The 17,013-nt window shown below is 41.6% G+C and carries 13 protein-coding genes, 1 tRNA gene and 1 pseudogene; 8 read left to right on the forward strand and 7 right to left on the reverse strand.

Translation table 11 applies throughout. The features are described from left to right. Nucleotides 1-106: 106 nt before the first annotated feature. Nucleotides 107-191: transfer RNA gene (locus ACVBJC_RS15980), tRNA-Tyr, on the reverse strand. A gap of 389 nt (nucleotides 192-580) precedes the next feature. Between ACVBJC_RS15980 and ACVBJC_RS15985 the strand changes: the two genes are divergently transcribed. The 3 genes from ACVBJC_RS15985 (at nucleotide 581) to ACVBJC_RS15995 (ending at nucleotide 3,840) form a co-directional block, all read left to right on the forward strand. After that, nucleotides 581-1,171, forward strand: a complete 591-nt coding sequence (locus ACVBJC_RS15985; protein WP_447161954.1) for a VC2046/SO_2500 family protein — start codon at nucleotides 581-583, stop codon at nucleotides 1,169-1,171. 74 nt (nucleotides 1,172-1,245) lie between these two features. Next, on the forward strand, nucleotides 1,246-1,533 hold the full coding sequence (locus tag ACVBJC_RS15990; RefSeq protein WP_447161953.1) for a DUF406 family protein: 288 nt from the start codon (nucleotides 1,246-1,248) through the stop codon (nucleotides 1,531-1,533). A 138-nt stretch (nucleotides 1,534-1,671) separates the two neighbouring features. Next, nucleotides 1,672-3,840 (forward strand): sensor domain-containing phosphodiesterase, encoded by a 2,169-nt coding sequence (locus tag ACVBJC_RS15995; RefSeq protein WP_447161952.1) that lies wholly within the window; start codon nucleotides 1,672-1,674, stop codon nucleotides 3,838-3,840. A gap of 6 nt (nucleotides 3,841-3,846) precedes the next feature. Here the strand turns inward: ACVBJC_RS15995 and ACVBJC_RS16000 are convergent, their stop codons facing one another. Together ACVBJC_RS16000 and ACVBJC_RS16005 are read right to left on the reverse strand one after the other, a co-directional pair. Next, entirely contained in the window at nucleotides 3,847-4,326 is a 480-nt protein-coding gene (locus ACVBJC_RS16000) for a YchJ family protein (RefSeq protein WP_447161951.1), read from the reverse strand. Nucleotides 4,327-4,349: 23 nt separating this feature from the next. Beyond that, on the reverse strand, nucleotides 4,350-4,934 hold the full coding sequence (locus tag ACVBJC_RS16005; RefSeq protein WP_447161950.1) for a YybH family protein: 585 nt from the start codon (nucleotides 4,932-4,934) through the stop codon (nucleotides 4,350-4,352). Nucleotides 4,935-5,099: 165 nt separating this feature from the next. Here ACVBJC_RS16005 and smrA point away from each other — a divergent pair, with 165 nt between their 5' ends. After that, nucleotides 5,100-5,690, forward strand: coding sequence for a DNA endonuclease SmrA (gene smrA / locus ACVBJC_RS16010; RefSeq protein ID WP_447161949.1), 591 nt, complete (start codon nucleotides 5,100-5,102; stop codon nucleotides 5,688-5,690). Between the two features lie 106 nt (nucleotides 5,691-5,796). On the opposite strand, the pseudogene ACVBJC_RS16015 reads toward smrA, so the two are convergent. Beyond that, nucleotides 5,797-5,976 (reverse strand): annotated as a pseudogene (locus ACVBJC_RS16015) (M2 family metallopeptidase); the annotation flags it as partial. 356 nt (nucleotides 5,977-6,332) lie between these two features. Between ACVBJC_RS16015 and ACVBJC_RS16020 the strand changes: the two are divergent. Continuing rightward, complete coding sequence (locus tag ACVBJC_RS16020; protein WP_447161948.1) at nucleotides 6,333-6,980, forward strand: TetR/AcrR family transcriptional regulator; 648 nt, start codon at nucleotides 6,333-6,335, stop codon at nucleotides 6,978-6,980. Between the two features lie 5 nt (nucleotides 6,981-6,985). Next, nucleotides 6,986-9,268 (forward strand): acyl-CoA dehydrogenase, encoded by a 2,283-nt coding sequence (locus ACVBJC_RS16025; protein ID WP_447161947.1) that lies wholly within the window; start codon nucleotides 6,986-6,988, stop codon nucleotides 9,266-9,268. A gap of 265 nt (nucleotides 9,269-9,533) precedes the next feature. On the opposite strand, the gene ACVBJC_RS16030 is transcribed toward ACVBJC_RS16025, so the two are convergent. From ACVBJC_RS16030 to ACVBJC_RS16040, 3 genes are all read right to left on the reverse strand, one after another. Further along, nucleotides 9,534-11,660 carry a hypothetical protein gene (locus ACVBJC_RS16030; protein ID WP_447161946.1) on the reverse strand — a complete coding sequence of 709 codons (2,127 nt, stop codon included), beginning with the start codon at nucleotides 11,658-11,660 and terminating at the stop codon, nucleotides 9,534-9,536. A gap of 362 nt (nucleotides 11,661-12,022) precedes the next feature. Beyond that, nucleotides 12,023-13,462, reverse strand: coding sequence for a pyruvate kinase (pyk, locus tag ACVBJC_RS16035; protein WP_447161945.1), 1,440 nt, complete (start codon nucleotides 13,460-13,462; stop codon nucleotides 12,023-12,025). 184 nt (nucleotides 13,463-13,646) lie between these two features. After that, on the reverse strand, nucleotides 13,647-14,501 hold the full coding sequence (locus ACVBJC_RS16040) for a MurR/RpiR family transcriptional regulator (protein WP_447161944.1): 855 nt from the start codon (nucleotides 14,499-14,501) through the stop codon (nucleotides 13,647-13,649). Nucleotides 14,502-14,816: 315 nt separating this feature from the next. Here ACVBJC_RS16040 and zwf point away from each other — a divergent pair, with 315 nt between their 5' ends. Both zwf and pgl read left to right on the forward strand, forming a co-directional pair. After that, nucleotides 14,817-16,289 (forward strand): glucose-6-phosphate dehydrogenase, encoded by a 1,473-nt coding sequence (gene zwf, locus ACVBJC_RS16045; RefSeq protein WP_447161955.1) that lies wholly within the window; start codon nucleotides 14,817-14,819, stop codon nucleotides 16,287-16,289. 10 nt (nucleotides 16,290-16,299) lie between these two features. After that, on the forward strand, nucleotides 16,300-17,004 hold the full coding sequence (gene pgl / locus ACVBJC_RS16050; protein WP_447161943.1) for a 6-phosphogluconolactonase: 705 nt from the start codon (nucleotides 16,300-16,302) through the stop codon (nucleotides 17,002-17,004). Nucleotides 17,005-17,013 lie beyond the last annotated feature (9 nt).

Consider the following 17,013-nt stretch of genomic DNA (forward strand, 5'->3'; position numbering starts at 1 on the left):
GAGAAGGATTCGAACCTTCGAAGGCTGAGCCGTCAGATTTACAGTCTGATCCCTTTGGCCACTCGGGAACCCCTCCACGAATATCTTTCTATAAATTGTGCGCAAATGGTGGAGGGAGAAGGATTCGAACCTTCGAAGGCTGAGCCGTCAGATTTACAGTCTGATCCCTTTGGCCACTCGGGAACCCCTCCTCAATTGCGGCGGCAATAGTAGTCAGAAATATTTCTCCTGTAAAGCCAAAATATGAAATAAACCCTAAAGAACTGACTGTTTGGTTAATTAACTGACAACGAGTTGTTTTGCGGATGTATTCTTGCTCAATATGATTATTAATTAGCTCGCTACCAAAACAATCGCTATGAGTTTAAAAACGTATTAGCAAATAAGCAGGGGCAGCAATGAACTAAAGGTAGTTAGTAGTCATGTAACAGCAGTTGAAAAAATAGGCACGATGGGCCTATGACTGAGAGGGGTATCGTACAACGAAGAGTGTTGCTCATGTTTAATGTAATGAATTAGAAGCTCAATGAGCTTACAAGCTGATTGATGAGAAACAAGTAAACCAAAGGCACGATAGATAGTGATTAATGTCATTGAATATCAAAAAATGCCTAAAGTAATGACTCATGTAGTCGATAAAGTTTTAACAATATATTTCAGTGGTTTATTTTTGTGCAAAATGAGTGTTATGCAGGTAACTAGTGCGTTAGTTAACGAATCACAACTTGGTTCGAGGCTAAATCATGCCATCGGTTCAAACCGACGGGGTGAGTTTGGATTATTGCTGTCCATGTTATCTGCCGATGCTCGTGATATGGCGCAATTTCAAACCGATGCGCATCAATCTAGCGATCTTAGAGCTAAATTTGAGCTGCCTGAGCAACAAACACTACTCGCGCGTCTTGATATTGATGACGTCATTGTCGATAACAGTCACGTTCACCAATCAAGTGGTGCGATGGCCTTTCGCCTGGCTAATGTATTGAATGAAGAAGCATTAGTTATTCGAAGAAATGAAGCATTAGAGTTAGAAGAGGTTTTGGCCAATTGTGAGGTGACTACTCGTAATAGATACCAACAAGTCAACTCAAAGGCTAATATTACGTTGACGCATTTTGTCGATCAATTAGTTATGCAACGACAAATGAGTGAATTTATTGCTCAAGCTTGATGATGATCCTGCTCTATTTTGAATTGCTGATATATAATCATTAATTCATATTATCTTAGTAGAGACAAATCAAGATGAAAAATATTCAAAAGGCGCAGTCAAATTTGGTTAATGACACTTGTACAGACTGTGGTAGCTTTGTGGATGTGGGTGCAGTTATCGATGAGTACGATACAGTACTAGAGTTAGAGTTAAACGGTGAAAATTGTGAGCAATTGGCTGAAGAAGTGATTGCAAAAGCACAACAGCGCTTCGAAGGCGTAACTTTTGAAAAGCAGTTACAAGGCCAGAGCGTGAAAATCAACCTAACATTCTCTTTTAGTGCTGAAAAAATGATATTTCAATTAGAAAATGGCTTGTAATAGCTGTAGTTAAACTTGCTGATATTACGTTAAATCGTGTAACCTAGTACCCTATATTTAGTAGCCTATAAAAATAATTTTTTTGCTTTATATTTAAAGCCATTGGTAAGCAATTTGTTTGCCTCACTAGGATGACATGTGAAGAAACATCAATTTCAGCAATTGTTGGAGTACATTGTTAATTCAGAAGCAAAGCAGTTAGGAGATTTTAAAGCCACTGCAGACATTGCCGCTGAGTTACTCTCTCAACAGCTTAATGTTTCAAGTGTAGTGATTTCTGCATTGTCGGCAGAGACAAATACATTAGAGCAAGTTACACGCCTGAGTATGTTGCCTAATGTAGCCACTGACATCCGCCCTAAACCACAATCTTGTTCTAACTTTATTCTTCAGCTCAAAGATGAGCGCCATATCTCTTCAGAAAATGCGCTTGATGATAGTCGACTGGTTGAACTTAAGCCCTATTACCAAGCTCTGGGTATTGTGTCAGTTTTAGAAGTGGCGATTCGAATCAATGGGCATTTAGAAGGCACGTTAAGTCTTGAGCGTACTGAAATCTCAGAGCCATGGCATGATACTGAAATTCAGCTTTGCTCTCAGGTTGCAGACCAACTGGCACTCACACTCGCTACCCAATACGGCTATGACAAAGATGAGCGGTTAACGCTTTTTTTGTCAGCCGCAGAACAATCTGATCAAATTATGATGGTCGTTAATTTAGCAACCGACTGCATTGAGTACGTCAATAAGGCGCACGAGGCAGTAACCAAGGTACCTAAAGATCGCATTCTGGGACGTAAGATTCATTTTTTAGATTTTTTTAAGCAATATCCCGCGTTATCAGATGCTGTGTTGAAAAAAGCCCGTATTGGAGAGAGCTCTGAAGAAGAGGTCAGTCTTGAGCGCCATGACGGTACATCTTACTGGATGCGCTTTTCTGTAAAACGGTTTATCTCTGACAGAGGCAATCATTTTGCATTGGTTAATGCAGAAAACTGCACTGAACAGCACAATCATCAAACCGAGTTGCTCCGTTTAGCCTGGCGCTGTGGACTAACAGGTCTTTATAACCGTACGCATTTTAGCAAAGTACTTAAGAAAGCTCGTGCAGGGCATTTAATACTTATCGATCTTCGAGGCTTTAAGCGCTTTAACGATACTTATGGTCACGCTAATGGCGATATCATGTTAATCGAAGTCGCAAGACGAATGCGCCATTTTGCTGAGATTAACCAGATCTCTGATGTCGCTCGGATTGGCAGTGATGAGTTTGGTCTTTTATTTGAAACTGATCTCGATGAAGTACTTATCGAACAGTTAACAGAACGATTATACAAACAACTTGAAGCTCCGATTACCATAGGCATTGAGCAGATAGAGCCCAAACCCGCGTTAGCACGTGTTGCACTAGCCTCAATTGAACAGCAGTTGTCCTCTTTAACGTGTGCAGATATCGCGCTTCAATATGCGAAAAAAAAGCAAGGTAATGCCATACAGGTATTTAACTCAGCATTGCTGAATGCTTTTAAAGAAGATGCTCAGATAGAAAGAGACCTTGCCGTTGCGATTAAAGGTCGACAATTTGAGCTTTATTACCAACCGTTGAAAGACTTAAAGAAACAATCCTATATCGGCGCTGAAGCATTAATTCGTTGGCACCACCCAAAGAAAGGTGTGCTGTATCCTGGGGCTTTTATTGATATTGCAGAACAAACAGGGCTTATTAACGACATAGGTTCCTGGGTGTTAGAAGCGGCTTGTAAACAACTCAATTTATGGCAACGTCATCAAATAGATATCTCGATGCACGTAAATGTATCGGCGAGACAGTTTTTTAGTGGCTCACTATTTGAGCAAGTTTGGGAGTTGGTAACACGTTATAGGCTAAAACCGAATAGCCTGATCCTTGAGATCACCGAAACAGAGTTAATGGAAGATATTCGCTCAGCGACTAATTTATGTCATGAACTGGCAGAATTAGGCGTCGGTCTCGCTATAGATGACTTTGGCACTGGTTATAGCTCTATGCGCTATCTGAAGCAATTTCCGATTAGTAAACTTAAAATTGACCGTTCATTTATATCCGATCTGTCGGTGAGCCATGAGAGCCGTGAAATCGTCAGTGCGATTATCGCAATGGCATCGGCATTAAATATTTCGCTCACCGCCGAAGGCGTTGAAACAAAAGAGCAAGAGCAGTTTCTCGCTAAACACCTGTGTCATCAGGCTCAAGGGTTCTTATATAGCCCTGCGTTACGTGTCTCTGAGTTTGGCCAATTTTTGGAAAAAGCAGCCGCAGTTCATTAAAGCGGATTATTTACCACAGCACTGCTTAAACTTCTTACCACTTTGGCAGATACACTTGTCATTGCGTTTCGGAAAGACCACATCTTTGTGCTCACCTTGCGTGTAATACCATTTCTCATTCTGTTTGATAAAGCTTGAGCATTCATGAATGGCATCCAGTTCATCATCCAATTGATACCAAGCCTGAAAGGTTACTTTACCCTGACTGTCATGTTGCTGACTTGCAGCAATCTCTAAGCCCAACCATTGAGGTAGCGGCTCTTGTGCAAGGTTTTGTACTGTAAGCCCATTTAAATAATCGACATGGTGGGTTGCGATTAAATAATCAAATTGCTTTAGATAAAAAGCACTAAATCTTGAGCGCATTAATTGTTCTGGGCTCTGTGCAATTTGCGTTTTTAGGTGAAGTGGCTGGCAACAATCTTGATATACGTTGCCTGAACAGCAAGGGCACAGTTTATCGGTGTCTGAATTAAGGTTTGTCATGGTCATTGATTGTAAGTTACTGGTTACTGTTGGTTGTTGATATTGGTTATTGAGTTTTGGCTTAATGCTGGAAATTGGCGACCATAATAAAGGTTTGGACTTGGCTTGGCATTATAATAAAACGAAGCTTCGGCGCGGTTGTTGGTATCAACAGTCAAATACCACTTACCGTCACTTTTCTTGTTGGATACTCCAACAAACTTACCTGCAAATTCACTGCTTGGCTCTTCGTTATCAATGGGGGGGTGAAAACGAATCAGATAGTAACCGACATCTGTAGCACTCGCCCCTTCGATGTTACGTTCGATCACTCTAAAATCGACTTCAATTTTGGCATTCTTATGCTTAATCTTGCCAAAAAAAGTTTGGTAAAGGGCAACAATATTATCGCGTCCTAAAGTAATTTCTTCATCTTGGCTTTCGGGGATGTAGCAGGCATCTTCAGAGTAGATAGACTCCATGATACTTGCATCAAGTTCATTAAAAGCTTCACTAAATTGCCCATAGACGGCGTTAAGTGCTTCGTTATCATCTGCTAAGGCGACTTGGAAGAAACTAAGGTAAAGAGTACAGGTAAATGTGAGTGCTGTTGCAACTTTTTTAAGCATGTATTTGGGCGAAATAATAATATAATGAGTATCACTATAATAGATGGTTACTGTGAACTAAAGTACTAGATCTTTACAAGATGTGTAGAATTGGACTGCAAATCAAATCTGCATCTTCACGAGCCTATGTCAGTGTGTTAGGTGAACGCAGTAAATGGGGGATTTATGGGTGAAGAGGAAATGAATCTTTTTCTTCAAGAGATGACAGGTGTTCAGCCACTTAAAAATAATACCAATGCGACAATTGTTGAACAAAAGGTATCTACGCAGGCTCAAGATGCTCGGCGTAAACAGCTTGAAATGAGCGAGCAGTTGGCTAAGTTAACCACAGATATCAATGGGATTGAGCCTATCGCATCGGACGCTATAGTCGAATTTAAACGAGATGGTGTTCAAGAAGCCGTATTTCAACGCTTAAGTCGGGGAGGTTACCCGATTAAACGCGAGATTGAGCTGCAACAGCTAAAGGTAAAACAGGCGAGGGAAGTGTTATACCTGCAATTGCAGCACAGCAGGGATCGTGGTGAGCGCAGCATTATCGTGATCCATGGTAAAGGGGTTAACACCAAACCTATCCCCGCTTTGACTAAGTCTTTTGTTGTGGCTTGGCTTGCGCAGATTGATGAGGTATTAGCATTTCACACAGCCCAAAACCATCATGGTGGTACAGGAGCGCTTTATGTGATGCTGGCTAAATCTGAACAGCAACGAATTGAAACCAAAGAGGCTAATCATAAAGGGGTTAATATCCGCTAGCATTGATTCACTTTCTCGAGAAAAAAGCCATTTTGATGTGAGATAAAATGGTTTTTATTGATCGTGATCTAATACTTTGTCGTGCTTTTAAAAATCTAATTAATCATTAGCAACCACATTGACGGTTAGCGATAGTATTTTGCTCATCTAGCCAGGTTTGCAGTGGGGCAAAGTAATCGAGTACCGCCTTGGGGTCCATTTCTTGAATACCAGTAACAGCTGCCAACGCTTTTGGCCATGGCTTACTCTGACCCATTTCTAGCATGGTGTTCAGTTTGGCTCTCGCTTCTGCACTCTTATCGACTTATATCGGTGCGGTATTACTGTCTGTGTTGTTATAGGCTGCGGTGCTTAGAGTTAATGCTATCAATGCAGAAAACTTAGAAAACTTAGAAAACTTAGAAAACTTAGAAAACTTTGATTACATCGATACCTTTGAAGCTTTCGCTAAGGTCATAACCATCGTTGAAATCCCTTGTTGTTTTTGTGTTGTTTATTTTCTTATTTTGTTGCCAATTAACAGAGGAACAGAATTACCAATTCAATAAGCAGTCTGTTTTTACGATTAAGGGGATTTCGTTTGACAATAAGCAAGCGAATGTTTAATTTAAACGAGTGTTTAAAATAGAAAAAGGCAACGGAATGGCAAATCGCTCCGATACGAAAACAAGAATACTGGATGCAGCGGAAAAATTATTTGCAGAAAGAGGATTTTCAGAAACCTCGCTAAGACTAATTACAAGCAAAGCTGAAGTAAACCTTGCATCTGTTAATTATCATTTTGGCTCAAAAAAAGAGCTGATCAGAGCGGTATTAGCACGTTACCTCGATGTATTTATGCCTGCAGCAGCAGACGCTATTGTTTTGGTTCGTAAAAATAATGCGAATGCATCATTGGATGATATTTTTTCAACGTTAGTTGCACCACTTCTCGATCTTAATGCGCTGAGAAACGAAGGTACCACCACATTTCTTCAGTTGTTGGGTCGTGGTTACATTGAGAGTCAGGGACACCTTCGTTGGTTCATTACTACGCATTACGGCGAGTATCTAGGGCTGTTTGTTAAAGCCGTGGCTGAGAGCGCCCCTCATATTCCTCCCGCAGAGATGTTTTGGCGATTACACTTTACCTTAGGTACGGTTGTTTTCACCATGGCCTCAGCCGATGCGTTAACAGAAATTGCAGAAGCTGATTTTGGGGAGCACAATGATATAGAAGCAGTTATTAGAAAAGTTATTCCGTATTTATCTGCCGGGGTATCGGTCCCACTTACTAAGGATGTAATGTAAAAATTATGGCTACGACATTATTAATACTATTGATTGGCGCAATAGTTGTTGTATTCAGTGTTAAAAATATCAGGATACAGTTAGTAACTCGTCCTGTATTTAGCTTTTTTAAAAAAGTACTACCACCGCTTTCTAATACAGAAAAAGAAGCGATGGAAGCAGGCGATGTATGGTGGGAAGGGGAGCTATTTAAAGGCAAACCTAACTGGCAAGTTCTGCATAGCTACGGTAAGCCGACACTGAGCTCTGAAGAGCAGGACTTTATCGACAATCAGGTAATGACAGCGTTAACCATGATTGACGATTACAACATCGTTAATGAAAGAAAAGATCTGCCACCAGAGCTATGGGACTACTTCAAGAAAGAAGGTTTCTTTGCGCTGATCATCCCAAAAAAGTATGGCGGTAAGGCGTTTTCAGCTTACGCCAACTCTACAATCGTCAGCAAAATAGCCAGTCGCAGTGTGAGTGCTGCAGTAACGGTTATGGTTCCTAACTCACTCGGTCCGGGAGAACTATTAACCCATTATGGCACCAGTGAGCAAAAAGATTTTTGGCTACCGCAACTAGCTGATGGCCGTGCTATTCCTTGTTTTGCATTAACGGGCCCAGAAGCGGGCAGTGATGCAGGCGCCATTCCAGACTCTGGCATTGTGTGTCGCCAACAGTTTAATGGTGAAGAAACACTAGGCTTAAAACTTAACTGGAATAAGCGCTATATTACGCTAGCGCCAGTTGCTGATGTATTGGGGCTTGCATTTCAAATGTATGATCCTGATGGTCTGCTTGGCGAGACAAAAGAGATTGGTATAACCTGCGCTCTGATCCCAACCGATCATGCTGGTGTTGAAATTGGTCGCCGCCACAACCCATTAAATATGGCGTTTATGAATGGCACCACCAGTGGTGAAGATGTGTTTATTCCACTGGATTGGATTATTGGTGGTCCTCAATATGCGGGTCGTGGCTGGAGAATGTTGGTTGAATGCTTATCGGCTGGCCGCGGGATCTCATTACCTGCGCTCTCAACAGCATCAGGTCATATGGCAACCAAGACGACAACAGCATACAGTTTTGTTCGTCAGCAATTTGGTATCGAAATCGGCCATTTTGAAGGGGTACAAGAGGCGTTAGCACGGATTATTGCCAATACTTATCAGCTTGAAGCAGCAAGGCGTTTAACCACAACGGGCATTGACTTAAAAGTTAAGCCTTCTGTGGTCACGGCGATTGCAAAATATCACATGACTGAACTTGGACGTAAGGTCATTGATGATGCGATGGATATTCAATCAGGTAAAGGGATCCAGCTTGGTCCTAAGAATTATTTAGGCTACGGTTACATGGCGCTCCCTATCTCTATTACGGTAGAAGGGGCCAATATTTTAACCAGAAGCTTGATGATCTTCGGTCAAGGCGCAACACGTTGTCATCCATACGTGTTGGCAGAGATGGAAGCCGCTGGCATGGAAGATACCAATGAAGGTCTTGAGCGTTTCGACGATCTACTATTAGGCCACATCGGTTATGCGATCCGTAATGCTTTCAGTGCATTTGCTAATGCGCTAACGGGTAGTCGCCTTTCTCAATCACCCGTAAGTGGTGAAACAAAGCAGTATTATAAAGATATGAACCGTTTATCAGCAGGCTTAGCCCTGATGACTGACGTTTCTATGCTTATTTTAGGCGGCGATTTAAAACGTAAAGAAATGCTTAGTGCCCGAATGGGTGACGTATTAAGCCAGCTATATCTTGGTTCTGCAACCTTAAAGTTATTTGAAGATAATGGTCGTCAGTTTGATGATTTACCTGCAGTTCGCCATGTTATGGCAACGCGTTTGCACTTAGCAGCAAAAGCATTAGATGAAGCGATCCGTAACTTCCCTAACCGTGGTGTAGCCCTATTACTGCGCGCGTTAATCTTTCCGCTTGGAAATCGCTTTAAAAACGCAAGCGATAAGCTATCAATCGATCTGGTTAACTCGATGAGTAAACCTTGTCCTGCGCGTGAGCGGTTAACCTTCTTGTGTCCAGATTTTGATGGTGACACTGGCGGTATTGCAGAAGTTGAGAAAGCATTTATTGCCAAGCATTCATGCAAAGCTCTGTATAAGAAACTTAAGCAAGCACAAAGGGATGGCAGTTTACCTGCAAAACTACAACCTATTGCCTTATTTGACTCGGCGCTCGAGATCTCCTTGATTAGTTCTGATGAACATCAACAATTAGTTAAGGCGAATGAGTTACGCTTAGCGGCAATCAACGTGGATGACTTTGAGACTCTTTAGTTGAGACTCTTTAGTTGAGACTCTTTAGTTGAGAGTTGAGAGTTGAATGTTGATGTATTCGGTTAGCACTAGCATTTATTGTTAATGAGCTGCCTAATAAAATGCCGCCTTACTATGTACGTAAACGAGTACTTAGTAAGGCGGCATTTTTGTCTTTTAAAAAAGGCTGTGTGCTTTTTGATTGGTAATAATTGAACGCGCTCTATTTCACCGCTATTAACCGTATTTTTTTCTATTTCCTGTTGAGGTCTAAATTCCTCTCTTATTAAAAATATCGGCTTCTAAACGTATTTAACTCTGTGCCTGCTATCGGGGTAAGGGCGTTATCTATCGTGATGAGTTGTTGATACTCTTCTGGCAAGAATTTCTTTATTCTTGCTACCCTAGCGTAATGACTGGCACGAAATTTTGGGTAGAGCGAGATAAGTTTTGGCAAACTCTCGTGTAACTGACCATTTTCAGAGCTAAGCTCTAATAGTAAGTCGAGGGCATCTAATCCATATTTATCTGAATTTAATTTAAAATTGTTGTCGACTAAAAATTGGATAGCTTGTGGTGAGTGTAAAGCCGCAGCCATAAATACATCATTTCCTGATTGGTCTATTATCGAAAAATCAAAACCTTGATGTAATAAGTCTTGCCATTTCTCAATTGGAAGAGCTTTGAGTGAGAGTAAATTTGATGGCATTTTAGGAGAAATTCTTACATTCCATGCTGACAGGAATTCGATATCGACATGAAGCATATAATGAAATAGGGCATCTGTTTGTGATTGTGTCAGTGGGGTTTGCTCATTGTATTCAAGCGCTTGCTCTGTTTTTCCGTCTGCTAATAAACGTTTGAACCTATCACTAGAGTCTGAATTTAATGGCGCACGTTTATAGTTAAGTTCAAGCTCTTGCCAAATACCGACAAGTACAGGATCAATTTCATGTAGTCGTTCTTTTATGTGCTCGGGATCCTTCTTTATCTCATCAATGATGTCATAGGCCCTATCCCTTCCTTCAAAACTTTGTTCAGCAAGTAACTGCTGCTTTACTGATGCGCATTGCTCTGACTTTCGCTTCATTGTCATTTGTTTATTTTTTGCTTCAACAATGGCAAGCGAGATAACGGAGTCATCTACCTCACGCTGTTTTACATTAAAGCTTTTATCTATGAGGGGGATGCTATTAAGAAGCGATTTTAACTTAGCATTAGAAACCATGTCGCTATGAAAGAAACCTTTGGGCGGCGGGCTAAAGCTTATGCCTGTGCCGTTCAGGCTAATACTACCGTGGGCTTTATAACCTTGAACTTTCAGGTAACTCAGCGTGTCGAGCATTTTATTTGCATCGGATTTGAGTTTAATGTACTCAGCATCACTACGGGGCAAATTCAATATGGCTATGTCCATTGCTGTTAATATGCCTGGCTCATTAATCGGTTTAACACCGTATTTGTTGAGTAACGCTAATGCATCAACATTAAAATTAGCGACTGCAATATCAGCTAGATTTTCATAGGTATCGAATTGCCCTTGAGCAAAAATAGGAAAGTCAGTTAATGATTGTGTTTGCTCAAGCAACGGAAATAAGTATTCGGTCGCCATATTATTTTTTAATGCCACCGCGACTTCGTTGACAGTAAATGATTGCAAGGTCACTACTTGCTTATATTCTTCTAGGTTAAGGTATTCAGCAGTTAAGATAAATAGAATTGATGGTGATAAAACTGGACTGTCGCGAATAGAAAGCGGAGATGCTAAATAGGTCGTAAAATTGTCGTTATTATCAAGTAGGGCATAGATATCTGCTTTGTTTATATCTTGCGCTAAGGATATCGACATACCCAGCCCATGTTGTTCATTCTCTAATGGCTTTAGCGCTGTAACCAACACATCAATAGTATCGACATTAACCCCTTCAATGACCGACATTCCACTCCAGTCTTTTAAAATGGAGCTAGCTCGAGTGATAGAGTACTTGTTGTTTTCGATATTGATTTTAGCTTCAATTAGCAAGTCCTGATAACTATCGTAGAATGTTTGGTATTGACTCTGAAAGGAAAGCAGTTCGCGTTCAGTTTTACCTTGCCTCAACTCTTGTTCTAGTGCTGCAATTATCCCACTGTGGACATCAGTAACTTGCTCACTAAAGTTGTGGAATCGTCTTTGGCATTGAGCGTGCGCAGAAGAAAGTTGCTGTAGCTTAGTTTTTTGAAAGGTTTTATTCGAAAGGGGGGCTTTAATCGTTTGCTGCTGAACAGTTATTTCATTAATGCTCACCGGTGTGTAAATTGTTGGGCTAATATTTTGTGCCAGTTTTTTCTCGCTGCTATCACGGCTATAAACATAATAGCCGCCGATGATGCTTATCGCGACACATGAGATAACCAGTAATTTCCATTTCATTATTCAACTTATTCCTTGTTGGCTTACTATCTGTGATTTGCTACCTGTGATTTGCTACCTGTGATTTGCTATCGATAGCCGATAGCCGATAGCTAATATCGATAAAGCGGCTGAAGCTGAGGTTTAACTTGAAAAAACAGCTAGGCACTAGCATTCATCGCCTTGTCTTGACCGATAACTTTCTAGAGCTTATTTCACCAGTATAAATAATCAGCTGAGATTTATCCGCTATCCTACAGCTAAAGATTGATTATTCAATGGTTTTACTTTGAGAGGAATAAAAAAAGCTACTATTAACAAATAGTAGCTTTTTATTTATTGCGTCCATACCTTAGAGCGGCATGTCAGAATAGAAGAGGGCTTTAACCTACAACAACAACCTTGCTAGTGTTAGTGCCACCCACAGTTTCCATTGCGTCACCCTTAGTCATCATCGCCATGTCACCTTTTACTAGGTAACCCGCTTGAGAAAGTGTCTCTAGTGCTTTTTGTGCAACAGTTTCTGGCGCGTGTGCAGTTGAATCAAAGTACACAGGCTGAACACCACGGAAAAGTGCCATTTTAGCGAGTGTTGATTCGTGACGTGATAATGCAAAGATAGGTAGCGCAGAGCTGATGCGAGACATCATTTGCGGCGTCGCACCAGATTCAGTTAAAGCGATAATCGCTTTAATACCTTCAAGGTGGTTAGCAGCATACATAGTTGATAGCGCAACAGTTTCTTCGATGGTAGTAAACTGCTGATCAAGTCTGTGCTTAGAAACCTGCACACTAGGATGTGATTCAGCACCTAAACATACCTCTGCCATTGCTTTTACGGTTTCTTCTGGGAAGTCACCAGCAGCGGTTTCAGCACTGAGCATAACAGCATCTGTACCATCAAGTACTGCGTTCGCAACGTCCATAACCTCAGCGCGAGTTGGCATAGGGCTAGAGATCATTGACTCCATCATCTGAGTTGCGGTGATGACAGGCTTGTTCAGTTGACGTGAGCGGCTGATTAGACGCTTTTGAACTGCTACAAGAGCAGGGTCGCCAATTTCAACACCTAAGTCACCACGTGCAACCATCACTGCATCAGATGCAATAATTACATCATCCATAGCTTCATCAGTGGCTACGGCTTCAGCACGTTCTACTTTAGAAACGATAAGCGCGTTGCTACCAGCTTTACGTGCTAGATCACGTGCGTAGTTTAGGTCTGCTCCACTTCTTGGGAACGATACCGCAAGGTAATCAACACCAATCTCTGCGGCAGTAACGATGTCTAGCTTATCTTTTTCAGTAAGGGCTGCGGCCGATAAGCCACCGCCTTGCTTGTTGATACCTTTATTATTAGATAAAGGACCTGCGACGGTAACGATAGTATGAACCTTGTTACCTTCAACTTTTTCAACGCGCAACTGAACTCGGCCGTCATCAAGCATTAAGATGTCACCAAGACTCACGTCTTGCGGTAACTCTTTATAATCGATACCGACTTGTGTCTCGTCACCTTCGCCTTTACCAAGATCGCCATCAAGAGTATAAGCTTGACCAAGCTCTAACATAACCTTTTGGTTGTCTTTGAAAGTTGAAATACGAATTTTTGGACCTTGAAGATCGCCTAAAACCGCAACATGAACGCCGAGCTCTTTTGCAATAGCTCGTGTATCGTTTGCGCGTTTTTTATGATCTTCTGGTGCACCGTGAGAGAAGTTTAAGCGAACAACGTTAGCGCCAGCAGCAATAATGCGGCGTAAGTTGTCATCACGGTCGGTGGCTGGACCCAAAGTTGTTACAATTTTGGTTCTGCGGAACATGACATACTCCGTTAAGTTTTAAAAAATTCTGATTCTATATTACCAGACAATACCCGTTAATGTAGTAAAATTACGAACAAAATGATCTAACTCAAGTTTTTAATTTTGTGACCTGTTGCAACAATAATTTAGAAATCGGCAATTTAACTTAGGTTAAATTGCCGCAAATTATGTAGAAAGTCAGTTACAGAACTGGATCTTTGTCTATTCTTGATTCTTTTAACACTTCCTTTACTCGCTTCAAGTTTTCACGGAAACGAGGGCCTCTTCTGAGGGTAAATCCTGTTGCTAGCACATCTATTATAACTAATTGTGCCAAACGAGAAGCCATAGGTAAGTACATATCTGTATCTTCAGGCACTTCCATTGTTACTGGAAGTGTACAAACCGTTGATAACGGTGAGTTACGGGCAGTAATACCGATAACTGCAGCACCGTTTTCGCGAGCTAGTTTAGCGATGTCGATAAGCGACTTTGTACGGCCTGTGTGCGAGATAAGCACCACTACATCGCCTTCATTACTGTTTATACAGCTCATGCGCTGCATTAGAACATCGTCGAAACTGATGACCGGAACATTAAAGCGGAAGAATTTATTTTGTGCATCATGAGCAACGGATGCCGATGCCCCAAGACCAAAAAACGAAATAGTTTTTGCTTGCGTTAGAATATCTACAGCCTTATTAATCGCAGTGGTGTCGATACTTTGCCTGGCAGTATCTAAAGAGGCCATAGAAGATTCAAATATCTTGGTCGTATAAGAATCGGGACTGTCGTCCTCTTCTACATGGCGGCTGACATAAGGAGTACCATTAGCAAGGCTTTGCGCTAGGTGGAGTTTAAAGTCTGGAAAACCTTTAGTATCAAGGCGACGGCAGAAGCGGTTAACCGTAGGTTCACTCACATCAGCCATTTTAGCCAAAGTGGCGATACTTGAGTGAATAGCCGTTTGTGGCGAAGACAAAATAACTTCTGCAACTTTACGTTCAGATTTACTAAAATGGGTAAGGCTTTTTTGCACCTTTTCGAGGGTATTCATATGCGTACGTCCACTCAATAGTAATGTAGTTTTATTATATTTTGTTAAAGCTTTTAAGTTGTCGTTTTTAAACCGTGATTTCCGGAGCGTTTACGCCGACATTAATTTATAATGACAACAGGTACAAACACGATAAATTTTAGTAATTTTATCACAAAAGCATATCAGATTATGGGCTAACATACCTAATATGCTAACTTGAAGTTTATTATAGAATTTAGATGCAATTACTTTTTTGTGTTGTTATATTACAACAAACGTGTGAATTCTCATCAAAAATGGTGGGGCACAGTGTCAAAAGGAGATTTTGAAGCTATGGGCATAACGACACCAAAAGCCAAAGCTTGTGATTTTGTTCTATTTGGTACCAAGGGGGATCTTGCTAAGCGTAAGTTACTTCCTTCTTTATACCAGCTTGATAAAGCAAACTTACTGAATGTCGATACGAAGATCCTCGGCGTTGCAAAAGATGACTTCAGTCAGGAAGAGTATCGCGAGTTAGTCATCACCGCATTAAAGACATTTGTTAAAGACGAACTCTGTGAAGAAACAGTGAATCGTTTCTTGAACCGTTGTCACTATATCGGCACTAACTTCACGGTTGCTGATGGTTACCAAGCATTCCATGATATTTTAGAGCCTGAGAAGCGCGTCATGGTGAGTTACTTCGCAACACCGCCAGCCATCTTCGGCGATATTTGTCGTTGCCTCCATGAACAAAATCTTATCTTCCCAGACTCTCGTGTTGTTTTAGAAAAGCCAATCGGCTCCGATCTAGCAAGTTCTCGCATCATTAACGACCAAGTCTCTGCTTACTTCGAAGAAAACCAAGTTTATCGTATCGACCATTACCTAGGTAAAGAAACGGTACAGAATTTACTTGCACTTCGCTTTGCTAACTCTTTGTTTGCCTCTAAGTGGGATAACCGTACTATCGACCATGTGCAACTCACTGTTGCTGAAGAAGTGGGTATCGAAGGTCGTTGGGGGTATTTCGACAAAGCCGGTCAGATGCGCGACATGATCCAAAACCATTTATTACAGGTGTTGACGCTTGTTGCAATGGACCCGCCAGTTAACTTAGATGCTGATAACATCCGTGATGAAAAAGTAAAAGTACTTAAGTCACTGCGTCCAATTAACGCTGACAACATTTATGAGAACACGGTTCGGGGCCAATATAGCTCAGGCTTCCTAAAAGGCGCGCCAGTACCTGGTTACTTAGAAGAAGAGGGCGCAAATGTTCAGTCTAATGCTGAAACCTTTGTTGCACTTCGCGTGGATATTGATAACTGGCGTTGGGCAGGCGTGCCATTTTACTTGCGTAGTGGCAAGCGCATGCCATTTAAGAGCTCTGAAATTGTGGTGTACTTTAAAAATCCACCCCACAACCTTTACAGCTCTAATTACCGTAACCTACCACCCAACAAGCTTACTATTCGATTGCAGCCTCATGAAGGGGTTGAAATTCAGATGTTGAATAAGGTGCCTGGCCTAGGTGAAAAGCAACGTTTGCAAACCACCAAGTTAGATTTAAGTTTCTCTGAAACCTTTAAAAATGAACGCATTGCTGATGCATATGAACGTTTATTACTCGAAGCGATGTTAGGTAATCAGGCATTATTTGTGCGCCGTGATGAAGTTGAGCAGGCCTGGAGCTGGGTCGACGGCATCATTCAAGCATGGGAAGAGACTGACGAAAAACCAAAGCCTTATCCTGCTGGAACATGGGGACCGGTGGCATCGGTCGCGCTTATCACTAAAGATGGCCGTTCTTGGGACGAGTAAGGGAGAACCAATGATTCAAGAAACTGTTTTCAAATCATTTGACAATAAAGAAGCACTCGAAGCGCAGCTGGCTGAACGCATTGCTAATCAATTGCAAGAAGCTGTTGATGCTCGAGGCAAAGCGAGTCTTATTGTCTCTGGTGGTTCAACTCCGCTTAAGTTATTTGAATTGCTCAGCAAGAAAGGTATTGATTGGAGTGATGTTTACATCACTCTAGCTGACGAGCGCTGGGTGAGTGCCGAACATGGTGATTCAAACGAGCGCCTTGTTCGCAATAATTTACTAAAAAATAGAGCCGCGAATGCGAAATTTCGTGGCTTGAAAAATATGTATTCTTCGCCAGAAGAAGGCTGCGCCATGGCGATTGAGCAGCTTGGTAGTTTCCCTAAGCCATTCGATGTTGTTGTATTAGGCATGGGTAATGACGGCCATACCTGCTCTTGGTTTCCTTGTGCCGCAAAAGCAGAACTTGACAACGCATTAACGACAACTGACTTATGTGTTGCCGTTAAGCCGGGCAATGCACCTCATTCAAGGATCTCGTTGTCGAAGTCTGCCATTTTAGCGAGTCGTCAAATTTATTTACATATCGTTGGTGAGCAAAAATTAGATGTTTACCGACAAGCACTAGCAAGCGATGACAGTCGTGAAATGCCGATTAGAGCCGTACTCGATCAGCATAAAACGCCTGTTGATGTTTACTGGAGCGCTTAAAGGAGTAAT

It is taken from the genome of Shewanella sp. 0m-6 (assembly GCF_052977325.1).

Coding starts and splice junctions, on each gene's coding strand:
- zwf (WP_447161955.1), top strand. CDS start 14,817: ATGGGCATAACGACACCAAAAGCCAAAGCTTGTGATTTTGTTCTATTT.
- ACVBJC_RS16040 (WP_447161944.1), bottom strand. CDS start 14,501: ATGAATACCCTCGAAAAGGTGCAAAAAAGCCTTACCCATTTTAGTAAA.
- ACVBJC_RS16020 (WP_447161948.1), top strand. CDS start 6,333: ATGGCAAATCGCTCCGATACGAAAACAAGAATACTGGATGCAGCGGAA.
- smrA (WP_447161949.1), top strand. CDS start 5,100: ATGGGTGAAGAGGAAATGAATCTTTTTCTTCAAGAGATGACAGGTGTT.
- ACVBJC_RS16000 (WP_447161951.1), bottom strand. CDS start 4,326: ATGACAAACCTTAATTCAGACACCGATAAACTGTGCCCTTGCTGTTCA.
- pyk (WP_447161945.1), bottom strand. CDS start 13,462: ATGTTCCGCAGAACCAAAATTGTAACAACTTTGGGTCCAGCCACCGAC.
- ACVBJC_RS16030 (WP_447161946.1), bottom strand. CDS start 11,660: ATGAAATGGAAATTACTGGTTATCTCATGTGTCGCGATAAGCATCATC.
- ACVBJC_RS16005 (WP_447161950.1), bottom strand. CDS start 4,934: ATGCTTAAAAAAGTTGCAACAGCACTCACATTTACCTGTACTCTTTAC.
- ACVBJC_RS15990 (WP_447161953.1), top strand. CDS start 1,246: ATGAAAAATATTCAAAAGGCGCAGTCAAATTTGGTTAATGACACTTGT.
- ACVBJC_RS16025 (WP_447161947.1), top strand. CDS start 6,986: ATGGCTACGACATTATTAATACTATTGATTGGCGCAATAGTTGTTGTA.
- pgl (WP_447161943.1), top strand. CDS start 16,300: ATGATTCAAGAAACTGTTTTCAAATCATTTGACAATAAAGAAGCACTC.